General features: G+C 40.7%; 10 protein-coding genes. 3 read left to right on the forward strand and 7 right to left on the reverse strand.

Annotated features, from left to right (window positions below; translation table 11 throughout):
• Nucleotides 1–141 precede the first annotated feature (141 nt).
• Nucleotides 142–804: an HAD family phosphatase gene (locus FXW07_RS07115; RefSeq protein WP_229394840.1), complete on the forward strand. Its 663-nt coding sequence runs from the start codon at nucleotides 142–144 to the stop codon at nucleotides 802–804.
• A gap of 44 nt (nucleotides 805–848) precedes the next feature.
• On the opposite strand, the gene FXW07_RS07120 is transcribed toward FXW07_RS07115, so the two are convergent.
• The 6 genes from FXW07_RS07120 to FXW07_RS07145 form a co-directional block, all read right to left on the reverse strand.
• On the reverse strand, nucleotides 849–2,762 hold the full coding sequence (locus tag FXW07_RS07120; RefSeq protein WP_229394841.1) for a beta-CASP ribonuclease aCPSF1: 1,914 nt from the start codon (nucleotides 2,760–2,762) through the stop codon (nucleotides 849–851).
• 109 nt (nucleotides 2,763–2,871) lie between these two features.
• Nucleotides 2,872–3,507 (reverse strand): archaeal proteasome endopeptidase complex subunit beta, encoded by a 636-nt coding sequence (psmB, locus tag FXW07_RS07125; RefSeq protein WP_048118907.1) that lies wholly within the window; start codon nucleotides 3,505–3,507, stop codon nucleotides 2,872–2,874.
• Nucleotides 3,508–3,756: 249 nt separating this feature from the next.
• Nucleotides 3,757–4,269 (reverse strand): HDIG domain-containing metalloprotein, encoded by a 513-nt coding sequence (locus FXW07_RS07130; RefSeq protein WP_229394842.1) that lies wholly within the window; start codon nucleotides 4,267–4,269, stop codon nucleotides 3,757–3,759.
• A gap of 10 nt (nucleotides 4,270–4,279) precedes the next feature.
• Nucleotides 4,280–4,774, reverse strand: a complete 495-nt coding sequence (locus tag FXW07_RS07135; RefSeq protein WP_229394843.1) for a transcription factor — start codon at nucleotides 4,772–4,774, stop codon at nucleotides 4,280–4,282.
• A gap of 146 nt (nucleotides 4,775–4,920) precedes the next feature.
• Complete coding sequence (locus tag FXW07_RS07140) at nucleotides 4,921–6,096, reverse strand: ATP-grasp domain-containing protein (protein WP_229394844.1); 1,176 nt, start codon at nucleotides 6,094–6,096, stop codon at nucleotides 4,921–4,923.
• Between the two features lie 20 nt (nucleotides 6,097–6,116).
• Nucleotides 6,117–7,181, reverse strand: coding sequence for a 60S ribosomal export protein NMD3 (locus FXW07_RS07145; RefSeq protein WP_229394845.1), 1,065 nt, complete (start codon nucleotides 7,179–7,181; stop codon nucleotides 6,117–6,119).
• 197 nt (nucleotides 7,182–7,378) lie between these two features.
• Here FXW07_RS07145 and FXW07_RS07150 point away from each other — a divergent pair, with 197 nt between their 5' ends.
• Complete coding sequence (locus FXW07_RS07150; RefSeq protein ID WP_229394846.1) at nucleotides 7,379–9,094, forward strand: hypothetical protein; 1,716 nt, start codon at nucleotides 7,379–7,381, stop codon at nucleotides 9,092–9,094.
• A gap of 320 nt (nucleotides 9,095–9,414) precedes the next feature.
• Here the strand turns inward: FXW07_RS07150 and FXW07_RS07155 are convergent, their stop codons facing one another.
• Nucleotides 9,415–11,796, reverse strand: a complete 2,382-nt coding sequence (locus FXW07_RS07155) for a PocR ligand-binding domain-containing protein (RefSeq protein ID WP_229394847.1) — start codon at nucleotides 11,794–11,796, stop codon at nucleotides 9,415–9,417.
• A 609-nt stretch (nucleotides 11,797–12,405) separates the two neighbouring features.
• Between FXW07_RS07155 and FXW07_RS07160 the strand changes: the two genes are divergently transcribed.
• Nucleotides 12,406–13,074, forward strand: a complete 669-nt coding sequence (locus tag FXW07_RS07160) for a cytochrome c biogenesis protein CcdA (protein ID WP_229394848.1) — start codon at nucleotides 12,406–12,408, stop codon at nucleotides 13,072–13,074.
• Nucleotides 13,075–13,341 lie beyond the last annotated feature (267 nt).

The raw sequence follows: 13,341 nt of genomic DNA on the forward strand, positions 1-13,341 counted from the left end.
TTACCTTGTATCTCAGTTACCTTGTATCTCAGTTACCTTATCCCAGGAATCCTGATTACCTTAATTCCCAGGAATCTTGGTTACTTAATTTCCCTAGAACCTTTATTTTAATCACTAATCTTTAATTCTGGAGTCAGAACTGTGTTAAAGGCATTAATTTTTGATATGGATGGCGTTCTTGTGAACTCTATGCCCTTCCATGCAGCAGCCTGGATAAAAGCTTTCCTTGATATGGGTATGGAAATCCAGGACCAGGATATTTATGCAATCGAAGGTTCAAATCCCAAAAATGGTCTTCCTTTGCTTATCCGAAAAGCCAGAAAAGAACCAGAAGCATATGATTTCGAAACTATTACCTCAGTCTACAGGAAAGAATTCAAGAGGGTATTTAAACTGAAAGCCTTCGACGGAATGAAAGAGTGCCTCGAAGTCCTTAAAACGCGTTTTCTGCTATCAGTAGTCTCGGGCTCTGACCATCTTATTGTTCACGAGATAGTTGACCAGCTTTTCCCCGACATATTTGATATTGTGGTTACAGGAGACGATATCACAAATTCAAAGCCTCATCCCGATCCTTTCCTTAAAGCTGTTGAACTCCTTAATGTACAGCGGGAAGAATGCATAGTAATAGAAAATGCCATTCTGGGTGTAGAAGCTGCAAAAAAAGCCAAAATCTACTGTATAGGGATCCCCACATATCTGGAACCTTCACAGCTTGGCAGGGCAGACCTTGTGGTAGGAGATCACAAACAGCTAATGCAACATCTTCTAAGCCTTGAGCCAGCTCACGGGTTCGGGGTATGAAAAAATTTAGTTACTTTCAAAAAAGAGTTGGGCCCCGAATGGGGTCACAGTAACCTTACAGTTTCAAGGTTTGTAAGCGCCCTGGTTTCAATTTTCAGTTTTTTATAAATCGAACTTGCCATGTCAACACAGGCCTTTTCATCTCCGTGCTCGGTAAATACCCTTTCCGGACGGGGCTGCATCCTCTTGATGTAATCCATGAGCTGTCTCCTATCGGAGTGACCTGAGAAGCCGTCAACTACCTGGACTTCCATGTTTAACTTCAGGATTTCAGTGCTTCCGCCCTTTCCTGCCATAGGGATCTCTTTCCATCCTTTCTGGATTCTGCGCCCGATTGTTCCATCGGCCTGGTACCCTACAAACACCAGAGAATTGCGTGGTTCGTCGGCAAAGGCTTTGAAATAGTCCATAACCGGCCCTCCGTTCATCATGCCTGATGTCGAGATGATTACACAGGGGTGAGGGTTCTGAATTATCTTCTGGCGCATGTCATGGGAATCAACAGGCTTGAAGCATTCGGACAGGAAGGGGTTCTGGCCTTTCTGGAATATCAGTTTCCTCAGATCATTATTCAGGTACTCGGGATGTGTAGCATGAATTGCCGTCGCTTCCCAGATCATTCCGTCCAGATAGACCGGAACTTCAGGAATCAGTCCTTTCCTTATAGACTCTTCAAGCACTATCATAACTTCCTGGCTTCGACCTACTGCAAAAGCCGGGATGATACAAATTCCTCCCCTTTCCACAGTGTTTTTCACTACCATCTGCAGGTGCCTTTCGGCGTCCTTAAGTGAGGGCTGGAAAGCATTGGAATTTCCATAAGTAGCCTCACTGATAACTGTTTCGACTCTCGGAAACTTATTGACCGCAGGGTCGAAAAGCCGCGTTTTCTCATATTTGTAGTCTCCCGTAAAGACGACATTATGGAGCCCGTCTCCAATATGGAAATGAGAAATAGCCGACCCAAGAATATGGCCTGCATTATGGAAAGTCAGTTTGATATCAGGAGCTATATCCGTTACTTCCTCATAGTCCAGAGGAATTGTGTGTTTGAGAGTCTTTGCTACCATGCCTGACTCATAGGGAATCTTTTTCCCTTCTTTTGCTGCCACGTCGATGTAGTCAAGCTGGAGCAGCACCATCAAATCCCGAGTCGGAGGCGTACAGTAGACAGGGCCTTCATACCCGTATTTAAAAAGCAAAGGAACAAGACCCTGATGATCCAGGTGAGCGTGAGTAACTATCACGGCATCGATCTGGTTTAAAGGAAAAACTTCAGGAACATACAGGTAAGGAGTCATGTTTTCGTCCGAACCTACATTGACTCCGCAATCGATCAGAATTCGAGATTCAGGAGTCGAGAGCAGGAAACAACTCCGCCCTACTTCTTTGCAGCCCCCAAGCGATGTAACCCTTACCCACTGATCTTTAGAAGTACACTCTTTGTGAATCTTCCTCCCCACCGATTTAAGGATCTCTTTTCTTTCCTTGAGGTTGTTTCTCATAAATTCCCTTACATTCTTTACTGTACGGGATTTAATAGGGGGAGTACGTACAACCTTTGGAATCCAGCCAATCTGCTTTGTGATTTCACGGAGAGTAGCTCCGTGCTTTCCGATCACAAGACCAGGCTTTTCAGCTTCAATAATTACTTCTCCGGAATCTGGGTCAAAATAATAGCTTGAGATTACGGATTCTTTTGGAACAACTTCTTCGATTATAGAAATAGAGTCTTCAGGAGTTGCAAGCACCCTGGGGTCAGGACGCATTGCAATCCGCGTTCGGAGTTCTTTTGCGAGGTTGCGAATAATGTTCCCATCGTCTGCGAATTTGCGGGGCTCTTCGGTATATAGCACAAGCTGAGGCCCTTCAAATTCCACGTCGGTAATTGTAACTCCCGCGGGTAGATTTTTCTCAATTTTATGTTTGAGGTCTAATAGTACATCTTCAATAGGCATCAAGAATCTTCCTTTTTGTCAAAAAATGGAAAAGTATATAGATATTGGAAAAACGATAGATTGAAAAAGATGTTAGTTTAGTGTTAGAATAAAAAACCAACAGTTTAAGTTATTTAGGTAATGAAGCTCTTATGGATTTTACTTCTTCAGGGTCCAGTCTCCTGAACGCCTCCTTAGTAATCACAACTACATCGATGTTCTCTCCAGACGCTGAATCCCTTTTAGTTGCATTATGGATCGCTCGGATAGCAAGGTCAAGACCTTCTTTTATAGTCATGTCTTCCCTGTACTGGTCTTCAAGCACTCCATATGCCATGGGAGAACCGGAACCTGTAGCCGATATCCTTGTCTCTTCGATACTTCCTCCAAGGGCGTCAAGTGAGTAGATCCCAGGCCCATTTTTGTCAACTCCCCCTATAAGGAGCTGGACCATCATGGGATAGTAGCGGTTGGCATTTAAGAAGTTTGACATTAAAGTTGCAATACCTTTTATTGTCATCGACTCGTTTCTACGCATCTTATAGAGCTGTGATTCTACATTTACGAGCCTCACAAGCTGCTGGGCATCCCCTACCGAACCGGCAGTGGTCATTGCTACAAGGTCGTCGATCTGGTAAACCTTCTTTGCAGTTTTACTTGCGATGAAATTCCCCATTGTGGCTCTCTGTTCACTTGCGAGCACGATACCATCGGTACAAACTACTCCTACGGTAGTTGTGCCCTTTAGATATTTGTCATTATCCATAAACATACCCTCATAATAAGTTAAAAATGAGAAAATGTCGCTAAAAAAAATGTTTTAGTGAGGTAAGTATTTTTAACTTAAATAGCAGGATTTAGCACTTCATTATCTCATTATTAATATCGCTATATATAAGTTTTCCTTCTCTTTTTTATTGAACGCGTCTAAATTTAAATTCGAAGGAAGATTTGGTAAAATAATTTTTCATTTACAGGAGATTCAAAACTCCTGATATCCCGAAAAATCCAAAATTTAAAGAAAAAGTCTCTCGACCTCTTCAGCAAGTTTATTTACTCTCTGAATCACATTTTCGGGTACCTCTTGCTTACGCATGAGCTCAATTCTCTCAGCTACAGTAATCCTGCTCGTTCCCTTAACAAGGTTATCGGCATGAGCAACTATTTTTTCCTCAAGGCTTCGTGGAAAATAATCGTCCTCCGGAAGCCCTAAAGCCCTTGCCTCTTCTTTTGAGATCCCTGCCCCTATATGCCTTTTTATTATTTCAGAAATCTCAGGCTCAAGTCTCTCGATCCTGGCTAGCCTGTACCCTTCTACTGCATGAGCGATTTTATGTGTTTTACATCTCCCAAGATCGTGAAGAAGAGCCCCGACTTCTACCAGTTGTGGGTTTACGTCATGCCCTGCTGCTTTTGCCTTATTTGCAATTTCAACTGCGATTGATGCGACTTCCTTACAGTGCTCTATCACATTTGGAGCACATCCGTTTTCCTCAAGCAGGTTTATTGCTTCGGCTCGGGTAGTCAAGGTAGATCACTTACACTGAACTGAGAGCATCTACACGCTTTTTCAGGACATCAATAAAATATGAATTATCGTAGAAGACCAGGTCTTCTCCACACATGGGGCAGAGAAACTCTGTTTCTGTAGCTTCGTCAAAAAGAAGGCGAACACAACCCTGAGGGCACATATAGAAAACATTGTTTTCTTCGAACTCAAGGCGAGTCTTCAGGTTGCGGAGCAATTTTTTCTTTTCCTTCATGAGCTGGTGCTCTATATCAGAAAAATCCAGGCGCCAGAGATATGTTAACCATCCACTGTTTGAATCTCTCTCCCTACGACATATTGCAAATTTGTTTTCGTTTAATATGAAGAGCGTTCTCCTCACGGTGTTCAATAGAACCTCGGTCTTTCCCGCAATTTCTTCATCCGTAACCTCGCCTTCAGGCATTTTTTCAATCATTTGTAGCCCTTCTTCCCCTACAAGGCTCAGGAGGTATCCTCTAATTACCTTGTCATTTATATCAACCAATATGTTCACCTCGCAAATGCCAGTATGAATTGGATATACCAGTATTAAAATTTACATTCCCCTTTTCCGGAAACATTTCTTAGCCAGAAAAAATTGAACATTCTAAACATTCTTAACTTTTAATTTTCATATATTCTCGGCAAATCTCAGGTATCTTCTCTTTTCAGCTGGTTTTCAATAAAAGCCCTTATCCTGTTTGCTCCTTTTTCAAGCGATAGAACTGCCTCTTCTCTTGTAGAGGTACACGCGAAAAGGGAAGTAAGAGGCCCATCAGGCTCTATAACATTTCCCTGGGAGGGAATGTCAGCGCCTTTTTCCCTCAGAATGAGCTCCATGAGCTTTTGATCTATAAAAAGTTCTCGATCCGAGTAAATAACTCCTCGTGCAGCAAAACCTTTAGCTTCGGGTTTCTCAGGAAGTTCTCCTCTAAAGCAGCCAGCATGAGCCTCAAAAAGGTTAATGTTCATTGCTCTCTCGACAGTATCAAGACTTCCCTGGAACCTTGGGTTTATTTCAAGTACTACAGGCCCTTTTTTTGAAGTCAGGAAATCCACTCCGTTTGAGCCGAGGAGCTTGAAATCAAGCATCAGTTCTTCAGCAAGGGCTTCCATTTCCTCAGCTTGATCTGTCCTGAAAGGGGTTATATTTCCACAATAAGCAAAGGGTAGCCGCGAAAGCCAGGTTATTCCTATAAGCTGTTCGTTTACAGCCACTGACAGAGCTTCGTTTTTTGTAGAAAGCAAGGAAACACTTGAAGGCGTTCCTGCCAGAAACTCCTGAATAACAATGGTATCTTCCGTAAGCTCTGGATTCAGCCCGTGTAATTCCTCAAGGATGGCTAAAAGCTCCTGTCTGCTCCTGGCAATTCGGTTGAAAATTCCTCCTCCTCCTGAAGCTGGCTTAATCATAACTGGATATTCTATTGCATCCAGTTCTTCCGAGGAATAACAGCGTGGATGAGGGATTCCAATGGCTTCAAGCTTTTTCGAGAGATAAAGTTTGTCTGAAGCCTTCTGCATCGCATCCGGACTGCTGGCAAGTACCGGGCAGGGAAAATCATTATGGTCAAGCATTTCCAGTCCCGAACCTGGGACAAGGGCATCAAACTCAAGTCCAAACTCAGCCATCTGAGCCTTTATCCTGGAAGCCTTAAGCTGGTGCAGTTCCTGTATAGTTCTGCACTCAAGAAATGCCGTGGCATGGGCACACTCCCGCAGGTCAAGGTCACAGAAAGCATCTATAGAACAGACCATATAGCCAGCCCGGCTTGCAGAACAGACAACATTCCGGGTATCAAATCCGATTACAAGGATATTCTGCATGTTTCCTCTTTCTGGACCATTCATTTCGCTTGCGGAATCTCAGAATGCGCCAGTGCAAAGATTCCATATGGGGTTTTCAGGACAGGAATTTCACTTCCTGCTTCTGCGTTGAACGACATAGGTTTCTTTATGGCAACGGTCTCATAAGTTTCAGGGTCAAGCACCAGAATTGCATTGTCTTCGATTGAGACCAGCACTGTTAAAACCGTATCTCCTATGTTGCCTATTTTCTCTGCTCCTTTTAACTCTTCAGGGGTTGAGATAAATCTTGAGCCGTCCTCAAGGGAAGTTCCATTAACCTTTTTTCCGGAACTCTTTATCTGAATAATCTTTCCTCTGAACTTTATCACATCTCCTGGTCTGAATTCGGGAAGGCGTACAGCAAAAGTAATCCTGTAAAGATTCTTCCCATCTTTCATTCCGACAAGGGTAGGAGATTCGGAAAAGTTACCTCCAAGTTCTGAGGTGATTAGCCTACATATCTGCCTGCTGGCATTCATGGAACCCATGTAAAGGTCTATTCCTCCCTTTTGCTCGACTTCTTCACTTATAAACGCAAGTCGGTCACCCTTTTTTCTCATGCTTTCCGTGGCTTCTCTGGCGATAGCCATAGAGCGTTTTTTCTCTTCTTCTGTAGGAAACCTGCCTGCTGCCCTGATCTGGATAATCGCTTCAAAATATCCTCCTGACTCCCTGCTGCACATATCGCAAGCTGTTCGCTGAATCCTTACCTCAGTCTCAGCTTCTGCGTGCACAGGCTCTTCCTTGACCACTGCATCGACTTCAGCTCTTACCATATACATATAAGGCGTAATCTCTCTGGGTTCAAGGTAGACTTCCACATCTCCGGCTTCGTTGTGGATGAAAAGAGTATCTTCTACGGCCTTTAGCACTACATCTTCAATATTACCAACATCTTCCCACCGGCCTCTATGAAAGTGTGCTCCGCAAGCTGAACATATCCTTACATGGAGTACATGGGGCAATTCAATCAGTTTGAAAGTCTCAAAAAAACAGTCCTTGCAAACTGAATCAAAGAGCCTGTAGCATTCTCTGCCGCATCTAGGGCATGTAATAAAATTCATCTGTAATCCTTACTTCACAATGTTCTTATAATAGTAAAATTTTCTTGAACAATAGTCTTCCTGGAATATTAATTTTTGAAAATATCAGAAAGGAAAATTTCTGCGGTGTATTTAAGCAATTGACCTGTTAAGCTTACTCATGCTATTTAAAAGTAGAGTGTAATATATGTCATACTATTTTTTTGAGGAGGTTTACTATGGCGTCCTATGACGAATTGCGGAAGGAACCCACAGTCATTAAATGGTTAGAAAGAATTAATAGGAAACCCAAGACTGAAAAGTCATATCTAATGGCGCTTGATAAATATATAAAATTTACTGGTATGACTCCAACACAGCTTATTGAAGAAGCCAAAAGGGAGAATAGAGAGGGGGTAGACCCTGACGATCGAGCAATCCAGAATCGCAGATATGGATTTCGTAAACATCTGCAAAATCTGAAATCTGAGAGAACAAACGCAAAACTCAAGCCACTGTCAATACGGTCTGCTATGCGTGGTGTGCAGAGCTTCTATACAGCGTTTCACCTCGACGCACCGAAACTTCACGGAGGAGATATCGCCGAATCGTGTACAGAGAACACACAAACTATTACCAGAGAACAAATTTACGAAGTTTTAAAACATTGTACACTTGTTGAAAAAGCAATAATATTGGTAGGCTGTGCAAGCGGACTCGCTGAAGCTGATATAATAAACCTGAAAATAGAACAATTTAAGAAAGGATATGACGCAAAAACAGGGTTCACGACACTAGAAAAACTAATAAGGGTTAAAACAAAGGTACAATTTACAACTTTTTTGACGCCAGAAGCCTCGCAGGCTGTTAGGGATTACCTGAAGTTTCGCAATCATGAACCAATAGAGAAGTCAGAGGAAATATTAGAAAAGGCGGCGAAACAAAAAATCACTAGCGAGAAGGGGTACTTATTTATCAAGCAGGTAATTCCAAAAGAATATAAAGTGAATTACGAACCCAATGAATGGGCTGATAACGAAGAGCTTCGAAAATATAATGAGGATGCCATCACACATCTGTTTCGGCGGCTGGCGGAAAAAAGCGGGTACATTAACCCAGATGGTTGGAACATTGTACGGTCCCATAACTCAAGAAAATTTTTTAGTTTAACTTTGCGCAATGCAGGTGTACACATCGATAGTGATCAAATCGAGCACATGATGGGTCACAAGAAAAACCAGCGTGGTAAGGCGTATATCGATTTTACAACAGAGACGTTGAGAGCAACGTACGAACTTGCAGCACCATATTTGACTATCGATAAATCAAAACAGGGAATTGATATTGAAAAGTATGAAGAAGTTATTGTAGAACGGGATAAACTGAAATCCGAAGTAGAGAGTGCATCCATAGAAAGATATGAGCTGCAGGAACACCAACGCAAACTAGAAGAACAACAGCGGGAAATACGGACTCTCAAGGCAAAGCAACTGTGGATGCAGGGCGAATTGCAACGAAAGACGGCTGCACTCGATGAGCGCATTGGGGATGACCACATCGAAGAGGAAGAGGAAAAGATTCAGCAGGCTTTCGAGGAACGGAGTGCATCGAGAAGTGACGAAGACCAGCTACAAGAAGCAGCTGAAGATCATATTGAAGAGGAAAATGTAAGGAATACAAAAGCATATTGGACGTCACGGAGTGAGGAAGAGAGAGCGGAAGCCGCACTAGAAGATAAACTTGTAGAAGAAGAGGTAGCTCGTAGCGAAGAAGAACTAATGATGGAGGCGGCTGAAAAACATGTTGAAGAGGAAGATGAGAAGATCGAGCGTGAGTACTTGAATTTGGTGGGTTCTGGTCAATATCGTAAGTTGAAGAAGCCCGAGAAGCCCGAAGATGATAAAAAGTCTGATAAGAAGAGTACAAAGGGCAAAAAACGATCTAAGGGTGGTTAATAAGCGTATAATTATAAAAAGTAATTTTCGCTATTTAGTCCACACTCGAAGTACAAAATATAATATAGGAAGTATAGTCATGATCTTAATATATTGGAAATTTTGACTGGCATAAAAGTCTATTTTCGAGACACGTCAACCTTGTTCCCTGAACATAAGTATGTAGCTTGAGTGAACAGATTAAGAGGTAGATTGGGCGGGGAGCTCAACCCCGCCCAGGCTTGAATGATAGGAGACCCCAGCTCATTGGGTCTGCATATACATCAGTATTAAAACATTTAAATTTTTGCGAAAGTTCTTTAACTCTTTCTGTCAATTATTTAATTTCTTTCGTTGCTTGTTTTTCGGCTTTGTATTGGTACTGTGAACTTTATACAGAATTCAGTCCCATAATCTCTTTTAAGTTCAATTTCGCCACCTAACTGGTCTACTAGTATTTTCACTAACTGTAAGCCAAGAGAATTAGAATCTTCTAACTCAAAGTCTTCAGGAATACCAATTCCGCTATCTGAAACTGTTAAAATAAAAATGGTGTCATTATAATCTCCTTTTTTGTCTCCCTGCTCTTTATTTGCGTGCTCTGCATAGTCTTCCCTGTGAAGTTTGATCTGAACTTTCCCATTGTCTCTGCCTAAAAATGCGTACTTCAGGGAATTTGAAACAAGTTCGTTAGTGATTATCCCCAGCGGGACAGCAATATCCATATCAAAGAAAATATTTTCTTCCAGATCTATGCTCAGGTTCGTATTAACATTTCCAACTCTATAAGTCTGGAATAGATTTCCAACAAGCCTTTCAAGATATGCCGAGAAGTTTAATGTATCAGTTCCTCTGCCTTTGTGCAACTCTTCATGGATAAGGGCAATTGACATTACTCTGTCCTGACTCTCTCTAAAAGCGTTAAGAACTTCCACAGCCTCAGCATATTCTCTACTTCTGAACTTTTCAGCCTCCAGATCAAGAAGGGAAGAAATCACTTGCAGATTATTTTTAATTCGGTGATGGATTTCTTTTTTCCTGGCTTCTTCGGCTTTTGCCAGTAGTCTTTCCGCATTGATTTGTTCAGTAATGTCTCTTGTAATAGCTGAGACACCCTTTAGCTTTCCAAATGTGTCGTAAACCGGAGAATAAGTTACTGAAACATTAATTATTGTACCGTCTTTTTTTAGCCGTAAAGTTCTGTAACGATGAACTTTTTCTCCCTGCTTAACCATTTCGATTAACTTTTTTACTTCTCCTTCAAGATTATCTGGTTCCATGATTGAGATGTTTTTCCCTATAATCTCTTCAGCAGAATAACCATAAATCTGCTCTGCTCCCTTATTCCAGCTTGTAATAATGCCTTGGAAAGACTCAGTCACAATAGCATCATTTGATGATTCCACAGCATCCGCTAATATTCTGATCTTCTCCTCTGCTTTCTTGAAATCTGTAATGTCCTGAATTATTCCCCTCATTCGAATTGGAGTTTTATTTCCATTAAAAACAACTTCACCCTGTGCATGGACTATACACTCTTCTCCATCAGCTGAGATAATCCTGTGATCAATGCTAAAGGACTTTCCATTTAAAGTATTTTTAACGGCATTATCCACATAACTTCGATCTTCGGGATGTATAAAGTTTAAAAGTTCACTGTGTGTATGAAACAACCTTTTGGAAAAACGCCCAAAAATACGACACATCTCATCAGACCAGTAAATCTCATTGGTTGCAAGATTCCAATCCCAATTTCCAACATGAGCTATTTTCTGGGCTTCAGAGAGTCTTCTCTCTTCCTCTATCAATGATTCATAAGCTTTTTCAAGCTCTGATGTACGTTCTTTAACTTTTGCTTCTAAGCTATTATGTGCTTTATTAAGATCTTCCCTGCTTTTCTCCAGCTTATCCACCAGAATATCGCGTTCCTTCAGCGACTTAGCAAGTTTGAAGTTACTGTGGCTTAGTTGTGAGATCATGTTGGCAAGTTTCACGAAGAAGGACATATTTTTGTTCACAGCGTCTCTACTCAGCCTTGGGACTTTTTCGAGAGTAGCTATGTATTCATTCTCATTGAAACCGTATTTTTTAGCCTGGGATCGGAAAAACTCATAGTCCAGAGACTCGTCATCAAAAAAGAACTGTCCTGAGAAGACATTACCTATATGTTGACCATCCACAATAAGTGGAGTCGAAACATCCCACATATTATTCTTGCACTTATATATCTTAAACTCTCCAGGGTCAAGACCCAGGGATAGTTTTGTGTCACTTTCTATGCAGTGCTTGCAGGTTTCAGGATGAACCCTATGGAATTGCGTGCATATATCCTGCCATCCTACGCCTATCAGAACGTTGCCTTTAAGATCAACCAGAGCTATGACAACGTGAATGAGTTCATGTAAGTCATCCATGAGGGACTTGATTGCTGGAATATCAAGAATATCAGCCATCTCAAGGTTTGCCACCTCCCTGGCTTCATTTCCCTGAGGCTTTTCTTCAAGATCTTTATGGCTGCTATTTGTATCAACTCCAAAAATGTTTACACATTTCTGGTTAGTTTCTTTTTGCACAATATCTACGACACTCGAAGGTGGTTTTTCTCCTACTGACACATCCAATTCATGCAGTAAGGTCTCACTAACCTCATTTGAGTAAAGAATAGTACCATCTTTTCCAACACTAATTGCAGGATTTAGATTATTCTCCTGAAATTGCTTCATTCATTTTTCCTCTTCAGGCTCCTCTCTTTGACGGAGAAGTATAATGTGAAAACATATTTTTTTAATTTATAAACAAATTTAAATTTATTAATTATAAATGATTTTTCTTTTTAACAATTATTACCTAATTTAAAAAATAGTAAATAAAGTTATTTATTAACACAAAATAAGCTTGAAAATATAGAAACAATTATTATAGTACAGATTTGAGAGCCAATCGCTGAGATGTCAGCAATCTTTCGTATCCTCTTCCCTTTGGAATATGATTTGCAGCCCTTTACAGGCTCAAGGCTGGACTTTCTGGGGATGGCGAGAGTTCAACTCAGCGCTTCTTCAAATAACAAAGTTCACCCAGCCTCTCTCACACACTGACATCATCGCCAGCGGTCAAGGTAAAAATGAGGGAAAATCCAAGAAAATGCACAGATCCTACGATACAATCTGAGTATTTTCACTCGTTCCAAATTGAGTTTTAGCCCGGAACAGAAACTACAAAATTATCAAAAATCTGTCCGTATTTAGGAAAGTTTATGTATTATTTATCAAAATATTTTATTTGTTTATATTCAGAACGTGTCTTGTGGAATCACATGTGGAGTAATTGATAATGTGACCGCTACATTTGATCCTTCTATTACCGGTATCTTCGTTTTCGGACTGATAGCAGGTATATGCCCATGTAATAGTGTGTTATGCTTAGGATTGATAGGTTACTTAACGAGTGGAAAAACGAACTTATCGCCCATTAATATTCTTAAGCTAGTTTTCTCATTTTCAATAGGCACTGTGTTAGTGTTATTGCCTCTTGGATTTATTGCTGGATACATTGGCAAGTATATACTTTTTTTAAACGGAGCAATCGCTTGGACAATTGGTGGAATCCTAATGATTGCAATGGGATTACAACTATTGCACGTTTACAAACCACCAATAAGAAGTATATTCAATTTCTTCAGATTACCTAATTCTTATACAATAATGGGAGCATTTTTACTTGGGCTTTCTTTTGGGGCAATAACAATAGGTAGAGGTGCCCCTATGCTAATAATTGTATTAACATACATAGGATTATATCAAACTCCGCTTCAAGGGTTAATTACTATGTTGATATATGCAGTTGGTCTAAGTATTCCTCTTATTGTAATCAGCTCTTTTGGTGGCACCCTTGGTAAAAAAATCAAAGAGATTACTAAAACGAGTGGTGATGTGACAGATAAAATAATAGGAGTATCGATTATATTAATCGGTATATATTTCCTATATCTAGCCATTAAATGAATATCAAGCAGGTTAGATACAATCTTGTTTACGATTTATCGAACAAACATTCTCTTCCTCGCCTGGGTTGTTAGATAAATTATGATTTATCGTACACTGTTCGATTAATCGAAACGTTCTCAATTGTATATACGATTACCAAACGTATTTTTCTATATGCAATTGTTTGATAACTTATTATATACTCGTTCTGACGTGTTTTGCCAGAAATATCCCAGACAATTTACTGGCTCATAGTAAGGTTTTTGGAGAACGATGGATGTTTGC

The sequence above is a fragment of the Methanosarcina sp. DH1 genome, assembly GCF_020804205.1.
Taxonomy (GTDB): domain Archaea; phylum Halobacteriota; class Methanosarcinia; order Methanosarcinales; family Methanosarcinaceae; genus Methanosarcina; species Methanosarcina vacuolata.

What these genes read in the sequence shown, in the direction of transcription:
- FXW07_RS07120 (WP_229394841.1), bottom strand. Translation starts at nt 2,762, where the DNA reads ATGCCTATTGAAGATGTACTATTAGACCTCAAACATAAAATTGAGAAA.
- psmB (WP_048118907.1), bottom strand. Translation starts at nt 3,507, where the DNA reads ATGGATAATGACAAATATCTAAAGGGCACAACTACCGTAGGAGTAGTT.
- FXW07_RS07140 (WP_229394844.1), bottom strand. Translation starts at nt 6,096, where the DNA reads ATGCAGAATATCCTTGTAATCGGATTTGATACCCGGAATGTTGTCTGT.
- FXW07_RS07145 (WP_229394845.1), bottom strand. Translation starts at nt 7,181, where the DNA reads ATGAATTTTATTACATGCCCTAGATGCGGCAGAGAATGCTACAGGCTC.
- FXW07_RS07150 (WP_229394846.1), top strand. Translation starts at nt 7,379, where the DNA reads ATGGCGTCCTATGACGAATTGCGGAAGGAACCCACAGTCATTAAATGG.
- FXW07_RS07155 (WP_229394847.1), bottom strand. Translation starts at nt 11,796, where the DNA reads ATGAAGCAATTTCAGGAGAATAATCTAAATCCTGCAATTAGTGTTGGA.